General features: G+C 57.4%; 17 protein-coding genes. 9 read left to right on the top strand and 8 right to left on the bottom strand.

From position 1 onward, the window contains the following. The first annotated feature begins 5 nt into the window (after positions 1-5). From ABFT80_RS13165 to ABFT80_RS13155, 3 genes are all read left to right on the top strand, one after another. Entirely contained in the window at positions 6-782 is a 777-nt protein-coding gene (locus ABFT80_RS13165; protein ID WP_347972381.1) for an ABC transporter ATP-binding protein, read from the top strand. A gap of 313 nt (positions 783-1095) precedes the next feature. Further along, positions 1096-1635: an RNA polymerase sigma factor gene (locus ABFT80_RS13160; protein WP_347972380.1), complete on the top strand. Its 540-nt coding sequence runs from the start codon at positions 1096-1098 to the stop codon at positions 1633-1635. Between the two features lie 71 nt (positions 1636-1706). Beyond that, a complete protein-coding gene (locus ABFT80_RS13155; protein ID WP_347972379.1) occupies positions 1707-2660 on the top strand; it encodes a FecR family protein in 954 nt (317 codons plus the stop codon). Between the two features lie 127 nt (positions 2661-2787). On the opposite strand, the gene ABFT80_RS13150 is transcribed toward ABFT80_RS13155, so the two are convergent. The 6 genes from ABFT80_RS13150 to ABFT80_RS13125 form a co-directional block, all read right to left on the bottom strand. Continuing rightward, positions 2788-3828, bottom strand: a complete 1041-nt coding sequence (locus tag ABFT80_RS13150; RefSeq protein ID WP_347972378.1) for an ABC transporter ATP-binding protein — start codon at positions 3826-3828, stop codon at positions 2788-2790. A 13-nt stretch (positions 3829-3841) separates the two neighbouring features. Further along, complete coding sequence (locus ABFT80_RS13145) at positions 3842-4684, bottom strand: carbohydrate ABC transporter permease (protein WP_347972377.1); 843 nt, start codon at positions 4682-4684, stop codon at positions 3842-3844. Next, positions 4681-5595 (bottom strand): carbohydrate ABC transporter permease, encoded by a 915-nt coding sequence (locus ABFT80_RS13140; protein ID WP_347972376.1) that lies wholly within the window; start codon positions 5593-5595, stop codon positions 4681-4683. The genes ABFT80_RS13145 and ABFT80_RS13140 overlap by 4 nt, the downstream gene beginning before the upstream one ends. Positions 5596-5606: 11 nt before the next feature. Next, complete coding sequence (locus tag ABFT80_RS13135; RefSeq protein ID WP_347972375.1) at positions 5607-6854, bottom strand: ABC transporter substrate-binding protein; 1248 nt, start codon at positions 6852-6854, stop codon at positions 5607-5609. A gap of 104 nt (positions 6855-6958) precedes the next feature. Further along, the gene (locus ABFT80_RS13130) at positions 6959-7750 is read right to left on the bottom strand and encodes an SDR family NAD(P)-dependent oxidoreductase (RefSeq protein ID WP_347972552.1); all 792 of its coding nucleotides are present in this window, start codon (positions 7748-7750) and stop codon (positions 6959-6961) included. Next, a complete protein-coding gene (locus ABFT80_RS13125; protein WP_347972374.1) occupies positions 7750-8502 on the bottom strand; it encodes a FadR/GntR family transcriptional regulator in 753 nt (250 codons plus the stop codon). The genes ABFT80_RS13130 and ABFT80_RS13125 overlap by 1 nt, the downstream gene beginning before the upstream one ends. A gap of 238 nt (positions 8503-8740) precedes the next feature. On the opposite strand from ABFT80_RS13125, the gene ABFT80_RS13120 reads away from it, so the two are divergent. Both ABFT80_RS13120 and ABFT80_RS13115 read left to right on the top strand, forming a co-directional pair. Then, entirely contained in the window at positions 8741-9607 is an 867-nt protein-coding gene (locus ABFT80_RS13120; RefSeq protein WP_347972551.1) for a DUF6772 family protein, read from the top strand. Further along, the gene (locus ABFT80_RS13115) at positions 9607-9942 is read left to right on the top strand and encodes a hypothetical protein (RefSeq protein WP_347972373.1); all 336 of its coding nucleotides are present in this window, start codon (positions 9607-9609) and stop codon (positions 9940-9942) included. Before ABFT80_RS13120 ends, ABFT80_RS13115 begins: the two co-directional genes overlap by 1 nt. Before the next feature lie 48 nt (positions 9943-9990). On the opposite strand, the gene ABFT80_RS13110 is transcribed toward ABFT80_RS13115, so the two are convergent. Both ABFT80_RS13110 and ABFT80_RS13105 read right to left on the bottom strand, forming a co-directional pair. Beyond that, the gene (locus ABFT80_RS13110; RefSeq protein WP_347972372.1) at positions 9991-11385 is read right to left on the bottom strand and encodes an FAD-dependent oxidoreductase; all 1395 of its coding nucleotides are present in this window, start codon (positions 11383-11385) and stop codon (positions 9991-9993) included. A gap of 19 nt (positions 11386-11404) precedes the next feature. Further along, the gene (locus ABFT80_RS13105) at positions 11405-12190 is read right to left on the bottom strand and encodes an SDR family NAD(P)-dependent oxidoreductase (protein ID WP_347972550.1); all 786 of its coding nucleotides are present in this window, start codon (positions 12188-12190) and stop codon (positions 11405-11407) included. Positions 12191-12465: 275 nt separating this feature from the next. Here ABFT80_RS13105 and ABFT80_RS13100 point away from each other — a divergent pair, with 275 nt between their 5' ends. From ABFT80_RS13100 to ABFT80_RS13085, 4 genes are all read left to right on the top strand, one after another. Beyond that, positions 12466-12894, top strand: a complete 429-nt coding sequence (locus ABFT80_RS13100) for a MarR family winged helix-turn-helix transcriptional regulator (protein WP_347972371.1) — start codon at positions 12466-12468, stop codon at positions 12892-12894. Between the two features lie 62 nt (positions 12895-12956). Continuing rightward, the gene (locus ABFT80_RS13095; protein ID WP_347972370.1) at positions 12957-13463 is read left to right on the top strand and encodes a (2Fe-2S)-binding protein; all 507 of its coding nucleotides are present in this window, start codon (positions 12957-12959) and stop codon (positions 13461-13463) included. Continuing rightward, a complete protein-coding gene (locus tag ABFT80_RS13090) occupies positions 13460-14446 on the top strand; it encodes an FAD binding domain-containing protein (RefSeq protein ID WP_347972369.1) in 987 nt (328 codons plus the stop codon). Before ABFT80_RS13095 ends, ABFT80_RS13090 begins: the two co-directional genes overlap by 4 nt. 5 nt (positions 14447-14451) lie before the next feature. Continuing rightward, complete coding sequence (locus tag ABFT80_RS13085; RefSeq protein ID WP_347972549.1) at positions 14452-16755, top strand: xanthine dehydrogenase family protein molybdopterin-binding subunit; 2304 nt, start codon at positions 14452-14454, stop codon at positions 16753-16755. Positions 16756-16786 lie beyond the last annotated feature (31 nt).

The following is a 16786-nucleotide window of genomic DNA, read 5'->3' as shown; positions in this document are numbered from 1 at the left end:
AGAACATGTCGGCGAAACTCGCAGGACAGCAGGTATTCATTGCCTATGGTCAACACCGGATCGTCGAGAATCTCGATCTGAACGTGCCGGAACGCCGGTTCACAGCACTGATCGGCCCGAATGGCAGCGGCAAATCCACGATTCTGCGCACCTTTGCTGGTCTGATGGCGGCGACGGAAGGGACCATCCTGCTGGATAGCCATGACATCGATACCTTGTCCACCAAGGAGATGGCGAAACGTGTCGGTGTTCTTCTCCAGGGACCGGTGCCGCCGGAGGGATTGACCGTGCGCGACCTCGTCCAGCAGGGCCGTTACCCGCACCGGTCATTATTCGGGCGCTGGTCAAAACAGGATCAGGACGCCTGCGAAGAGGCGTTGATGCTGACCGGGATGACAACGCTTGCAGAGACAGCGCTCGACACTCTATCCGGCGGCCAGAGACAACGCGCATGGATCGCCATGACATTGGCGCAGCAGGCGGAGGTTCTCCTGCTCGATGAGCCGACGACCTATCTCGATCTTGCGCACCAGATTGAACTGATGAACTTGATAACCATGCTGGTGCATAAGCACGGCAAGACCGTCGTTGCCGTCCTGCACGATCTCAATCAGGCGGCTCGCTATGCCGAGCATGTCGTTATGCTGAAAGATGGGAAGATTACGGCCGCCGGACCACCCGAGGATGTCATATCAGCGGAAGCGATTGCGGATGTGTTCGGCGTCAAGTCGGTCATTATCCGCGACCCGGTTGCCGGAACGCCGCTGTGCGTACCTCTGTAGGTATGAAGACCGAGAGCCCATCGCTCCTACGTTACAAATATACAACACCGGTCGCCTTTTCTCGACGCTGAACAAGGTCAAAGATCGCATTCCGCTTCATAGGAATCGAAGGAATCGGCCAACGAAATCAGATATAAAGATGACTTTTTTAGTCTTGTTTTAACGCCGCGTGCTCAGTGACTTTGGAACCATTCTAACCTATTGCGCTTGCAGGCTTTTTACGGATTCTATAGCCATTTTTCATATTGCTGTCCGGGTTAGAAATCACTCATGGGGAGCGTTCATCATTTTTGGATCGGGAATTAAAGTGCCGATGTCGAGCCCCTCCTCTCCGCTGGCTTGGGACAGTCTGGACAGCAATGATCTCCTGAATCGGGCGATGGAAGCGTATTACGCAGACATCACGGCAGCAGTGAAACGCAGAGGCCATCCACGCTCCACCGCGATGGATGTCGTTCACGATCTTTACATCAAGCTTGCAGCACAGCCCGATATCCTGCGCAACAAGCGGTCGATAAAGGCTTTCCTGTGCCGTTCTGCAATCAATCTGGGAATAGACAGGTTACGGCGAGAAAGTATGGAAGCGCGCCTCTTCTCCGGCACTGCACGGGAGGCTCTGTCTGTCGCCAGCGTCGGGACAGCGCCGGACCGTCTGCTCGAGATCGAGGCTCGTGTCGCTATTCTTCGCGATGCTATTGCCGAGTTGCCGACCCGCCGTCGCGTCGTGTTCGTCCTGCATCGGCTGCACCACCTTTCGCCGGATGAAATTGCCGCAAAACTCAACATTTCCCGGAATATGGTCGATCGCCACCTTCGTCGTGCGTTCTCGCACTGCCTCGACTGCCTTCTTTAGATCGGGTACGAGTCCCTAATTGGCGATGCCAACCGTCTACTAGGCAGGACTGTATGCTGCTGGAGAAGCCAATGCCGGGCAATCGCGCGACCCGAGCTCAGCGAAAACGCAACCGAGAGGCAGCAGACTGGATTCTGCGCAACGCCGATACCGAGCAACCAGACGAAGACAAGGATCGCTTCAGGGAATGGTTGGACCGGGACCCGGAAAACGGTCGCGCCTACCGGGCCGCAGAGCGCCTGCTGGGCGATGCGCGAACGGCGATTGAATCCGACCCGGCACTGCTCAATATCAACGTCAAACCACGCAGCACAGCCAAACCGCTTACGGCCTCCGTACTCTTGCTCGCCGGCCTCGGTATGGCCTTCCTGCTGCTTGACGGGCCGATGCGCCTGCAGGCGGATGCGATTGCAGGAACCGAGGAAATGCCTGTCCTTGCTCTCGAAGACGGCTCCATCGTACAGCTCAACGCCTCCTCGGCGATCGCCGTCGACTTCGACGGGAAGCAGCGAAATATTCATCTCCTGCGCGGACAGGCGTTTTTTCAGGTGGCGCATGCACCTGAGCGACCTTTTACCGTTCAAGCCGGCACTACGCGTGTTACGGCACTGGGAACAGCCTTTGACGTACGCTTGGGCGAAGCCGATACGGATGTGACCGTGACCGAAAACTCCGTTCTGGTCGTCTCGAACGACGCCCCCCACTCGCCCGTACGCGTCACCCAAGGCGAACAGGCCACCTATGACCGAAGCAGCGGCAAGACGGCAGTCCAGCCTATTGACAGCCTCGTGGCCTTGGCCTGGCAGCGCGGACAGATCGCCGTGGAAAACGCTCCGCTTTCCTATGTCGTGGAAGAGATGAATCGTCACTTTCCCGGGCGGATCGTCATCGTCGGCACCACACTCGCTCAACGCCGAGTGAGCGGCACCATAGCGATTGCCGACACCGACGCCGCCCTTGCCTTCATCAAACAAGCGCTCGCCGTGAAAGCAACCCGGATTGGCCCTTTGATCGTCATTCGCTAATTGGCTGCGGTCTGAAAGTGCCGGTCGGGTATCCGAGGGATTCCACGCTGCAGTTTTATTTTAGCGCCACGCATCTTTTTCTGGCGTTGAAGATCATGCACGAACAGCGGAGAGCTTATTGTCTAAGCTATTCAGCCATACGGCCGACGGCACGCCCGTCACTGCCAAAAAAATGCAGGTTGGCCGCGTGAGCCGTCAGCCCGACTGCGCTCCCGATAACAGGCATTTCCTGTTTGTCGTGAGTGACAAGGCATATTTTTCCGTCAGGCAATACAATGTGCAGCAGAGAAATCGCGCCTGTGTACTCACACAGCTTGACCGTTCCCTGCAGCGCGTCTTCTCGCGGTTCGGTAATGACGAGATGCTCCGGACGGATACCCAGATTTTCGGCGGAAGAAGGTGCTTCAGATCCGGCCGCCAGCAGAATCGCATTTGCCGCCGGCAACACATTCATTTTTGGGCTGCCGATGAACTGCGCCACGAAGACGTTGGCGGGGGCCTCGTAGAGCTCTCTGGGTGAACCGACCTGCTCTATTCTGCCGTCGCGCAGGACGACGATCTTGTCTGCAAGCGTCATTGCCTCAATCTGATCGTGCGTAACGTATATCATAGTCGTCGCAAGCCGCTTGTGGAGAGCAGCAATTTCCGCGCGCATGTGAACGCGAAGCTCCGCGTCAAGATTGGATAAAGGCTCATCAAAGAGGAAAACATCAGGATTACCGACGATTGCCCGGCCAATGGCGACACGCTGGCGTTGGCCGCCAGAGAGTTCGCGTGGATATCGATCAAGCAACGCTTCAAGCTTGAGAGTGGCGGACGCTTCGCCAACTCGCCTTTCACGCTCGGCGGCAGGCACCTTACGAACCTTCAGCCCGAAACCCATATTGTCCCTGACCGTCAGATGCGGATAAAGCGCGTAGGACTGAAAAACCATCGCCACTCCCCGTTGCGATGCAGGCACCTCATTCACCACCCGGCCACCGATCGATAGTTCGCCGCCGCTGATATATTCCAACCCGGAGATGAGGCGGAGCAGCGTAGACTTGCCACAGCCGGAAGGGCCGACGAAAACAACGAATTCCCCCTCCTCGATCGACAGATCCACTCCACGGATGACGTCCACCGTGCCAAACCGCTTTTCAAGGCCTCTGATTGATACACTTGTCATGAAAGTAGATACCTCACCCCTTAACGCCCGATAGCGCGAAACTTTCGATGATTTGCCGCTGGGCGATCAGGTAGACGATCAGGATCGGCACCACGGCAATGCTGGTTGCGGCAAGCTGCAGGTTCCACAATGGAAGACCATAGCTGTCGTTGAAGTTGGAGAGCGCCAAAGGAAGCGTGAACATCTCAAGCGAACTCACGAATATCAGAGGTTCGAGGAACAGATTCCACGAGTGGAGGAACGTGATGATGGCAACTGCCGCCAGAGCCGGGCGTGACATGGGCAGCGCGATCTTCCACCAAATGCCGAAGCGAGTGAGGCCATCCATTCTTCCTGCGTCCTCCAGCTCCTTCGGCAATGCGAGAAAATATTGGCGCATCAGAAATGTTGCCATCACGCCTTGCGGGCCGAAGGTCGGCAGCAGGATCAAAGGCCAGTGACTGTCCACCAGTCCCATCCCGCGCATCAGGAAAAAGTTGGGAATGATCGTTACTTCTTCCGGCACCATCAGTGCTGAAATCAGGAAAACCATCAGCAGCCCGGCACCGGCAAAACGCATCCGCGCCAGCGCATAGCCTGCCAGCGATGCGATCAGGAGTGTCAGTACGGTTACAACAATCGCAATGTAGAGCGAGTTGAAATACTGCCGCGCAAACGGTTGATAGGTGAAGACCTCGACGAAATTCTGCCCGCGCCAAACACGCGGAATGAGAGTTGGCGCACCGAATATCTCTGTTACGCTCTTGAAGCCTGCCGACACCATCCAGATGAACGGGAAGACGAAGGGTATTGCAACGATCAGCAAGGCCAATGTCCAGCAGATGCGATAAAGGATATGAATCTGCCGCTGCGTCATTGCATGCCTTTCCGCCTGAGCATTACCTGCACCAGGGTCAAGGCCATCACGATGACGAACATGATCATCGCAAGCGCAGAAGCGTAACCCACATTGAAGAATTTGAAGCCTTGCTGGTAGATGTAGAAGGCCAGCACCAACGTACCGTTTTCCGGTCCGCCGCCGGTCATCTGATAGATGTGATCGAAGACCTTGAAAGAGCCGATCGTGGTGATGACCATGATGACAAGCGTCGCCGGGGCGAGCAGCGGCCAGGTAATCATACTGAATATCTGCCGGCGCGAGGCGCCTTCGAGGCGCGCCGCCTCTTCATAATCGCGCGGGATAGCCTGCAAAGCAGCAATGTAGAGGATCATATTGAGCCCCACCATCTTGATGACCCGCGTAACGATCACCGCAGCCATTGCCCAATTCGGTTCCCGTAGCCAGTTGGGACCAGCGATGCCGACAAGTGCCAGCACCTGATTGATGAAGCCACCCTCTCCCTGCAGCAGGAATTTCCAGACGATAGCCCAGGCGATAGCCGATGTTATGACGGGCGCGAAAAACACCGTACGGAAGAACACGACACCCCGGAAAGGTCGTGAAAGCGCAACCGCCAGCGTCAGTGCAAGAGCCATGTTGAGCGGCACAAGGCCTATTGCGAAGATGACCGAATTACGCACCACATGCCAGAAATCCGGATTGTCCAGCAGCGCATTCTCAAAATTTGCCAAGCCCACAAAGGTCGCCTGCTGAGTTAGCAGGTTCCATTCCGTCATCGAGTAGTAGACCACGGCGCAGAGCGGGCCCAGAAAGAAGATGAGAAAACCGATGAAGGTGGGGCTGACGAACAGCCACGCCTCCATCATTTCTCTTGCTTTCAGAGTCAGCCAAGGCTTGCGCATGCTGTTTTGAGCGGTGTCGGTCATTTTCGGAATGATCAAAGCAGCGGCTGGATTGCCGAGCAAATGCCCTTGATGGCTGCATCGACATCTGCATCCGCCTTCCAGAGAGCGTCGACGCGAGGCGCCATGGCTGCAAGGATCTGCGGGGCCTTCTCATGGGCCGGATGCACCCGGCCATTGACGATCGCGGCAGCGACGTTCTTCATCATCTCCGGTGGAATAAGATTGTTGCCGTTGATGAAAGCGTCGGCCTCCAGAACGCTCTTGCGAGCGGGCGGGAAGAACTGCTCCATGACGGCGATGTTTTCCTTGTTGGTCATATGCGCCACGAACTCGGCGGCGAGCTCGGTGTTTTTGCCCTGAGCGAAAACGACAAGGCCGGCCTGACCAATTACCGGCGATTCACCGCCGGGCCCGGTGGGCAGAGGAGCAATTCCCCATTTGAAACCCGTTTCCGCCATTTTAGATGCACGGGAAATCTGGTTTACCGTCATCGCCGAACTGCCGGAGAAATAGTCGCCCTGCTCGCCGGGCGGCACGATGGACTTGTCCTTGAAGACCATGTCGTGAAGCTGCTTGATCGCTTTGACAGCTTCCGGCTTGTCGAAGCCGCATTCCTTGTTCGACCAGATATCCCCGCCATAGGCGCGTATCGGAGGCAGGAAGGCATGCGTCATGCGGGAAGCATAGCCTTCGCCGTCCTTGAACTCGAAGCCCCATTTGCCGGGATTGGCCTCGACGAGCTTCCTGGAAACTTCCTGGAACTTGTCCATGTTCCATTCGCCCTTGGCGGCCAGAGCCTGCGGGTCCTCAAGACCGGCTTTATCGAACATGTCCTTATTGTAGTAGATCAGAAACGGCGAGGTGGAAAACGGAATACCGTACACCGTCGCATCCTTCTGCCACAGGGCCATGGCCGGCTGTGAGAAATCGGCGAAATCGTAGCCTTCAGTCGCATTGAGTGTAGGCCCGAGATCCATTAACAGCTCGGCGTTTTCGAATGCCGGTGCCGCGTCCTCCATCATCCAGGCGATATCGGGGGGATTTCCGCCCGCTACCTGGAAGGTCAGCTTCTGCGTATAGTCATTGACCGGCACCGTCTCGAATTTGACATTCACGTCCGGATGTTTTGCCTTGAAGCTCTCGGCAATGCCGTTCAGCATTTTCAGATGTGCTTCACTACCGGTCCAGACCGTCATGCGAAGATCCACCGCAAATGTGGCGGAGGTCGACATTAATATTGTCAGAGCGGATGCTGCGATACCTGCTAGTGCGGCCTTCATGGTTTCCTCCCGTTTTGGTCGCTGGGTAAACAGTCCTCACCAAGTGGATGCCATGGGCATACACTTGGAGTTTGGCATTCCTCGACATCCTTATCGTAGGTCGCTTACCCCGCGACCTTTGGAAGGACACCGGGCGCATCTCCGATCGACCACCCTCCGTCGACCGGTATGTTTGCGCCGGTAATATAGCTTGCAGCATCGCTGCACAGAAAAACGAACGCACCGACCAGATCCTGCGGCTGACCTTGCCGCCCGGCAGGAATTTTGGCCGTCACGGCACTGCGAAAAGTTGAATCCTTGTAGCGCACTGTATTGGCCTCGATTTCGATCGCGCCGGGCGAGACGACGTTGAGCGTGACACCACGATGACCGACCTCACGCGCAATGGCCCGCACCGCCGTCAGCTGTGCCGCCTTCAGCGATGCATAGACGAGCGTTTCTGCCCGCGGGCGGTCGGCCATGACGCTGCCGGTGGCGACCACCCGGCCCCAGCCGCGCTCAGCCATAGGCGGAACCAGTTTTGCCGTCAGCGTCAGCAGCGCTGAAAAATTCGACGCCACATGGGTGCCTATGTGGTCGGCGTTTATGTCCTCCCAAGGCACGCGGTTTTCGATCGCGGCATTGGCAACCAGAATATCCAGCGGCCCGTATTCTCTGAGCACCAGGTCGCAAAAAGCCTGTGTCGCCTGCTCATCGGTGAAATTCGCCTCCAACACCGGCGTCCCGCTACGGATTGCCAGCGCCACATCTTTTGCGCCCTTCTCATTTCCAAAATGATGCAGGATGAGTTCCGCACCCTGTTCGGCAAGCCCTAACGCTACCGCCCGGCCGATACCCGAACTGGCACCGGTTACCAGAGCGCGCCTTCCTTTCAGCGAAAAGGGAGACACGGCCATCATTCATCGCGTTCCAATTTATCGGCGACTTCGAGCGAAGCTATATCGGCGGCCTCGAAATGCGCCCGAATTTTTTGCTCGGCGAGATCGGCATTGCCCGCCACAACCGCATCGTAAATCGCCTGATGCCGCTCAATCGTCGCCTGCCAATCTGAATCACTGCGGTTCGCGCGGCGCGAAAAGAGCTCCGATACCTCACGTTGCACCGAGCGCATGCTTTCCATATGGACGCGGATCATCGAATTCCCCGTCGCCACGGCAAGTCCAAGATGAAACAGAATGTCCGCAGCCGTAAAATCTGCCGGTTCGTGCGACGAAGCCCGCATATCGGAAAGTCCTTGCTGCATGATATCCAGGCCTTGCTGATCGCAACGTTCAGCAGCGAGTCGGGCAATGCCCGACTCTATGACGCGCCGCATTTCGTTTGCTTCGCGCAAGCGCTTGAGGCTTGAGCGCACCGCATAACCGTAAATCTTGTCCATCGGCTCGCCGCTCAATGCCTTCGCGCGGGCTACCTTGCCTTGCTGCGTGAAAATCAGCCCGGCTGCCGTGAGTTGACGCAGAGCCTCGCGGGCGATCGGCTTGGAAACGCCGAACTCCTTGGCAATCTCGCCTTCCGGCGGCAGAGGCTCGCCGGGGGATATGCGTCCATCAAACAGAGCCGCAGCTATTGCATCGGATACTCCGTCAGCCAGACGCGAGGGGCTCGCAAGCTTGGCAGTGAATACGGATTTCCGCGGAGTTTCGACCATGTCTGTCCTCATTTCTCAGAAGCTATCACGCAGCTTACAACTTAGCAACTAGGTTTATCAGTTGCCAAGATGATAGCGCGCAGCTAGAACTACCAGACAAGCTGGCGAGCGGCGAGAAAAACATGGGAGCGATAATCGAGCATCGATCAGGATGCCGTTACGTGGCTCTGAATATAATGAGGTCTACAAAGCAATGACGACATCCGCCGCCACTCCTATGGCAGAAATGACCGAAGCCATGCGCATTGCCATGTTGCGCGCCGATCCGGCGCTCAGTCGTTTCGACCCCCTGCCGCGCATTCTTTCATTCGACGATTTTTCACGCGGTCACTGCGGCTGGTCGCAGTTGGTGGGCAACTATGAGGATACTCTCGATGTGATGTTGCCTGGCTACGCTCAACATTCCAGCGCCATGCTCTCCACTCTCGGACATTGGGATGCAGGATCCCACGGCGGCATGGATTCATCTTATGCCCTCAAGATCGCCACGCGGCCAAAACCCGGAGCCCAGAACGTTGCGATCAAGCGCCACACCTTTCGAAAAAGAGGGCCTATTCGTTTCGAGATTTTTTTCACGTTCAAACCCGAAGCAACAGAGCTGAAGCTCTTGGAAACCGACGTGCGATCCGTCGGTTTCCTATTCGATCTGCAATGCGGCGACCGCGACGGCGATGGCGAGCGTGTAATGCCGCATCTGCGATTTTTGAACGCGCAAGACGGCAAGCACATGCAGAAATGGCAATACAAGCGCGAAACTACAGACTTCACCACAATGGGCACCGAGGATAAGACCGTCAGCCACTATCATCTGGCGCCTGAAGGCTGGCTTGACCTGCCGGATGGCGGGCAGCGCCTCTGCTACAATGAGATCCCAACGAAGGTGAACTGGAGCTATCTGCGTTTCGATTTCGACCTTGCCACAATGAAGGCCACCGGCTTGCAGTGCAATGATCGCGAATTCGATGTTTCAGGCTTTGAGTCTATTCGTATTCCGGCGATGAAAAACCTATGGTGCATGCTGAATTTCGGCCTGTTCGCTGAAACTGACGTCGCCAAGCGCGCCTTCCTCTACGTCGATTCCATCTGCATCTCCGGGGATTTCTGATGCTGCCTGAAAACATCACGGCCGTTATCACCCGCAATGAGCGGTGGAGCGATGAGGCTGCAAGTGAACCATATGAGGCGGGCTGGGCTCGCGAAGCGGTTTTCTTCATTCGCGCCCTGAAAACGCCGATTGGCCTGCCATCTAAAGGTTGGGTGGAAGTTTCACCGGACGGTATGCATTGGATTCGCGAAGGAACCGAATTCAATATGCCTGCCGAACTGAATGAAATTGCCGTAGCGCGGGTCCGCCATTTCGGCAATTGGTTGCGTGTGGCAACTCGTTTTGCCGATGGCGCCGAATGCACGGTGCTTGTGACACTGCATTTAAAAGCCTGATGGCTCAGAGTTGAGAGGGCGGAAACAAAAGCCCGCCCCGCCTCTGACTCAACCGAGATAAGCACCCTGTGCCAGCAGTTCTCGACGCAAATCCTCGTAATCTATATGACGCGGGCTTGCACGATTGCCGATGGAAAGTGCTGCTGCAATTCCCGCTGCCTGACCCATCGCAAAGCAGGGCGGCATGACACGAATTGCGCTCAATGCTTCATGGGTTGCTGAAACGGCGCGTCCCGAGACCAGTAAGCCATCATGAGTGCGCGGCACCATCACACGATAGGGTATCTGGTAGATATTGGCCGCATCCGGCCCTTCGCCACCGGTACCCCCGCCCGATCCAGTCGGGTCGTGGATATCCAGAGGGTAACCGCATAACGCAACTACATCCTCGAAGACCCGGCCGGAATGCAGATCCTCCAGCGTCAACTCATAATCGCCGTCGATGCGGCGGGTTTCCCGCACGCCGATCTGGGTTGCCGTATCCCGCAGTTCGACATTCTCAAAACCAGGCAGATTGCTGCGGAAGAAATCGAGCAGCGCCACCGTCTGCTCGCGGCCCTCGACCTCGGCGAGTGATAACTCCAGGGCGTCGGCTCCATTGCGAAAGAGCACGCGTCCCGTATTGATGCGCCAGACACCGGGTTCGAGGGTTTTATAGAGGCCGATGCCGCGTCGAGGTGCGGGAAAGCGTCCTTCGGCTGTCGCTTTGGCCACAATTGAGGAAAAGGGACGAAAATCCTCCGGATGGGAGCGGACGTAATCCTCTACCATCCGGTCATCGACATTCTGCACCCGGAAAAACAGTGTCTGAGGCTGGGATAGCCCATCGCTGTCTCGCCCTTGCCTGGTGTGAACGCCCGCGTAGTGAGCGACATCCCCATCGGCCGAGCAATCGACGACCACTTTGGCGCGAGCAGTTCTGAGGCCCCCTTTACCAGCGCAAACAACTCCCAGAACGCGGGGCCTGTCTGCATCGCGGTCATCAACGATGGCGTCCACCACCATGGTATGCAGCAACAATTCAACCCCTGCCTCGACGCACATGCGCTGGGCTACGATCTTCGCGGCTTCAGGCTCGAAAGGCGTCACCTTGTCATGGCCGTAGACGATGAAGCCGCAATAGGACGACCCCGCCGGGATCGTGCTTGGGTGCAACGCGCCACCCATCGCCATCATCCCCTGCACGAATTCCTCGTAGACACCGCGGATCAACTGCTGGCTGCCGTCGAGCGAATAGGAAGTCATGCAGGGTCCGACGAGACCCGCAGTCAGGTTGCCGCCGAGAAAACCGTAACGCTCGACGAGCCGCACTCGCACGCCAAGACGTGCTGCTGCGACCGCAGCCGAAATGCCCGACGGGCCACCGCCGATGACAAGTACGTCGACATCATCAAGTTCAGGAATTTCCGCGGAGTAGTTATATCGCCGCTCTGTCTGCTGCATCTCTTCCCCTCGCTTCGAACTAGCGGAACATCGATCCGCCATCGACATCGAGTGCCGATCCGTAGGTGAAACTCGCCGCGTCTGAGCAGAGGAACATAATGGCCGCCGCCATATCTTCCGGTCGCCCCATGCGCCGCATCGGCAGGTTGCCGGCAATGCGATCTTTCAGTGCCTGGTCGATATGCGAATGCATCGGGGAATCGGTCGGTCCGGGGTTCAGCGCGTTGATACGGATTTTCTTCCCGGCAAGCTCTCGCGCAATTGATTTGACCATCGACAAGGTGGCGGCCTTCGATGCGGCATAAGCTGTGTCGGCGATGAGACCACCACCACCATGAACGCCCGCATCTGACGCGATGCAAACGATATTACCGCCCTCGGGATTTTCGAGCATGCGCTTCACTGCCGCCTGAACCGTAAAAAACGATCCGAGCAGATTGACGTCCAACACCTTATGCCAGTGCGCCCAGTCCTGCTCAAATATGCGCTTGGCGGTAATGATGGCTGCGCAGGTAACGACATTATCGAGACGCGCGAGATTGGCATCGCAATACTCGAATGCGTTGGTGATGCTATCGGGATTGCCGACATCGATCTTCACGCTGTGAACCTTGGCGCCGTTTTCACGCAATTCCGCACTGTATCGATCGAGCCCTGCCTCATCCCGGTCTGCCATCACCACCTCTGCACCTTTGGACGCAAACGCTCGGGCGGTTTCAAGTCCCATGCCGCTGGCAGCGCCGGTGATAAGTACGCTTCGCCCGGAAAAGCAGTCATCGACAAAGGTAGTGTAAGGCTGAGGCATCATCAGGAGGGTCCTTTAGGAGCGTTATCAGAACTCATGCGCGCGGCGACGCGGCCCGCATTGGAACCACCTCACCGTTAAAGCGCCTACACAAGGCAACTTAGATACTAAGTTAATAACTGTAAAGAGAAAACGGCGATCATCGCTCACTAAGCGCCCCACATTTCCGATTGCGCGATCCATGAATCAAGCATTTCAGCATAAATGTTGAGGCATCTGGCGGCTCCATCACGAGATCACTGGAACAACAAAGGGCGGTGAATTATGCTTCGTGTATGACCACCCCTACCGATCAGCAAATCGCCGCTCTCAGCGCAGCCCTCGACACGTTTGCCCGCCGCTTCAAGCTGGCGGATACCGGCTTGGAAAAACCGCTTACGGAACTCGATAAGCAAGTTCTCTTTTACGTGAAGAAACACCCTTCCTGCGGGCCATCCGATGTGGCCCGCTTCCTTGGCGTCGCAATGACGACGATTTCGTCGGCGACCGATCGCCTGGCAAAACGTGGCCTCCTCGAACGCCATCGCCCTGAGGATAACCGGCGGGCAGTCGCGCTCCGGCTTTCCACGTCCGGTGAAGACTATGTCGCCTTGCAGGAGCGGATGTATAACGACATGTTTAGGATGATGCTGGAGCGCCTATCGCCATCCGAGCGCGAAAGCTTTATCGCAATGATGTCGAATATCGCAAAATCCGACTATTGAATTATACGAATATCGTACTATCTTAATGGTGATGGCGCCTGCTCCAACCAAGGTAGACGACAATGACGATACGCATCAACGGTAATGCCGTTTCCGTCCCGGACGACGCAAGGGTTTCGCTGCTCGACTTTCTTCGTGAACATCTCCATCTGACTGGCACTAAGGTCGGCTGCAATCAGGGTGCCTGTGGCGCCTGTACCGTACTGGTCGATGGGGAAAGGATGCTTTCCTGCCTTACGCTCGCCGTCCAGATGGACGGACGCTCGGTCACGACGATCGAAGGATTGGGAAGCGCCGCTGAACCCCATCCGCTTCAATCCGCCTTCATTGAACATGACGGCTTTCAGTGCGGCTATTGCACACCCGGGCAAATCTGTTCGGCCGTCGGGATGCTGCGCGAGATGGCCTTGAGCATGCCGAGCTACATCAGCGACGATCTGGCTGCGGATGCGATCGCGCTTTCGACAGAAGAAGTGCGCGAGCGCATGAGCGGCAATCTCTGTCGGTGCGGCGCGCACAACGGCATTGTCGAGGCGATTATGACCGTGGTGAAGGAGGACGCCGCATGATCCCGTTTGAATATATGCGCACATCCTCGCTTGACAACGCCACGAGCCTGGCAACCCGTGAAGGGAACAAACTGCTCGGTGGAGGCACCAACCTTGTCGATCTGATGCGCAAGGGTGTCGAACGCCCCTCCGTGTTGCTCGACGTCACCGCGCTGTCGCGTGAAATTCGGCGGACATCTCAAGGCAGCCTGATTATTGGCGGCGCTGCTCGCAACAGCGAAGTCGCGGCGCATCCCTTGGTTCGAAAATACTTTCCGATGCTGTCGAGGGCCATCCTTGCCGGTGCATCGGCACAAATCCGCAACATGGCAACGGTCGCCGGCAATCTGATGCAACGAACGCGATGCGTCTATTTTACCGATGTTGCCGGCTCTCGCTGCAACAAAAGACAGCCCGGCAGCGGATGCGATGCGGCGGACGGTTTCAACCGCTATCATGCCATCCTCGGCACCTCCGACTCGTGCATTGCAAGCCATCCGTCGGACATGTGCGTAGCACTCGCCGCGCTGGACGCCGAGGTCCATATTGCGGGCCGGGATGGCGCGCGCACTATACCGGTTGTTGACTTCCATCGGCTGCCGGGTGACCGGCCCGATTTGGACACTATACTGCTACCAGGCGAAATCATAACAGCGATCGAGCTTCCGCCATCTCCTTTTGCTGAGCGATCGGCCTACCGTAAAGTCCGCGACCGGGCGAGTTATGCGTTCGCTCTGGTTTCCGTGGCTGCGGGCGTGACCATGCGCGAGGGCGTCATCGATGATATTCATCTGGCATTTGGCGGGATCGCCCCAAAACCCTGGCGGGCATTCAGAGCTGAGGCGGCCCTGAAGGACAATCCTGCGCGACCGGATCTCTTCGAAGCCGCCATCGCCGCGGAATTCGACGATGCCACCCCACGGGTTGGAAACGCATTCAAAATGGAACTGGCAAAGCGCACGGCGAGCGCCGTCCTGCTCGAACTGATTGGAGACGGCCGATGAGCAGGATGCAGAATGTTGTCATAGAGTCCGTCAAGACAGTATTGGGCTGGGTGCCGGCGCAGTGGCTGCCAGGCGGAACACCGGATCCGCTAATTGAACGCCGCGGCGCAATCGGAACCCAGGCGGCCCGTCTGGATGGTCCGGTAAAGGTTGCGGGTGAAGCACGTTTTGCAGCAGAGGTCGCGATGGACGGATTGTCCTACGCGTCGCTCATCCATAGCCCCGTGACGCGCGGGCGGATCACGCGGCTTAATACCAAAACCGCTGAAGATGCTCCCGGCGTGATCCTGGTGATGACATACCGGAATATGCCTCGCATCGGGATCGTGCCGATGATCAGCATGACGGACCTTTCCGCCGTCGGCAACAGCAATCTCCCCATCATGCAGGATGCCGAGATCAGATATAATGGGCAGGTCGTGGCACTGGTTCTTGCCGAAACGCAAGAGCAGGCGGATCACGCAGCCAGCTTGATCGAAATAGAATACGAGGCCGCCTCCGCCAAAACCGGCTTCGAGCACGCAAAAAACAGCGCGCGGATTCCCGCCTCTATCCTGATCGAGAAGAACCACGTTTCCGTCGGAGGCGCTGAGCGCGAACTGGGCCAGGCCGCGTATGGGGTAGACAACGTCTATCGGACACCGGGCCACAATCACAATGCCATTGAACTGCATGCCGTCACTGTCGACTGGAAAAGCGACACTCTGACCGTTCATGATGCAACGCAGATGATTGCACCGAGCGCAAATGCACTCGCCAGGCTGTTCGGTCTCAAGAAGGACGCCGTACGCGTCCTGTCACCCTATGTTGGTGGCGGTTTTGGTGGAAAGGGCCTGTGGGACCATCAAATCGTTACGATCGCCGCCGCCAGGCTTGCTGGACGTCCTGTTCGCCTGATGATGAGCCGCGAGGGCGTCTACCGCATCATCGGAGGACGCAGCCCCACGGAACAACGCGTCGCGATCGGCGCCGACGCACAAGGCCGGTTCACATCGATCATACATACAGGCTACTCGATCATGCCGCCCTATGCGGCATGCCCAGAGCAATATAGCCTGAGCTCCCGCGCATTGTACCGCTCGAAAAGCTTCGAGATCATCCAACGTCATCTCGATCTCGACATCGTACCAAACACATATATGCGCGCGCCGGGGGAAGCGATCGGCACTTTCGCGCTTGAAAGCGCGCTCGACGAACTGGCACACAAAATGGGCGTCGATCCGATCGAACTGCGCTTGCGCAACGAACCCGAACGGCATCCGCTGTCGGGTACGCCATTCTCGCAGCGTGCCTTGACGAAGGCCTATGCCGATGGTGCGGAACGCTTCGGCTGGAAACGGAGACGGCCGGAGGCCGGTTCACGCCGGGAAGGCGAGTGGATGATCGGAATGGGATGTGCGAGCGGTAGTTTCCCCTATGCGCGCATGCCAAGTGCCACCGTTCGCATCAAGCTTGATCAAGACGGCAAGGCGACAATATCATCCTCGGCGCAGGAAATGGGCATGGGAACCGCAACTGTACAGGCGCAACATGCCGCAGATCGTCTTGGTCTCCCGATGAATGCCATCACGATCGAGCTGGGAGACTCGGCCCTGCCCGCCGCGCCAATGGCGGGCGGCTCGTCGCAGACTGCCTCACTGTCCGGCGCCATTATCGCCGCCGCTGAAAAGCTGACCGTCGAGCTGGTTCGTCTTGCCGGCAACGACAGCCCTATCGCGGGTCTGCGTGCTGGTGACGTCTTTATGACGAATGAAGGTGTTGCCAGCATCAAGGAACCTGACCGCTATGAGAGCTTCCGTTCGATCCTGACCCGAGCGTCCCGGGACGATATAATTGTAACCGCAACCGGGAGCGCGCCGCTCGAAATACTGAAGTTTGCGATGCACAGCACGTCCGCAATCTTTTGCAAATTGCGCGTAAGCAGCGTCACTGGCGAAGTACGCGTCGACCGGCTGCTCGGTTCGTTCGACTGCGGGACAATCCTCAATCCGAAAACCGCGACAAGCCAGTTCAAAGGCGGAATGATCATGGGGCTGGGCCTCGCGCTCACCGAAGAGACCTGGTTCGACGAACGCAGCGGGCGGATAATGAACGCATCCCTTGCCGACTATCACATCCCGACGCACCTGGATGTTCCGGAAATCGATGTCATCTGGACCGATATTCCCGACCCCCGATCGCCATTGGGGGCACGCGGTATCGGCGAGATCGGTATCACGGGAGTCGCCGCAGCAGTCGCCAATGCCGTCTTCAACGCGACCGGCAAGCGCATTCGCGACTTGCCAATAACCTTGGACAAACTGTTGTAACCAGTCATCACGCTGCTCAAGACTGCACTAT

The sequence above is a fragment of the Foliimonas ilicis genome (assembly GCF_039939195.1).
GTDB lineage: Bacteria > Pseudomonadota > Alphaproteobacteria > Rhizobiales > Rhizobiaceae > Foliimonas > Foliimonas ilicis.
This window is presented reverse-complemented; position numbering and strand designations above follow the sequence as displayed.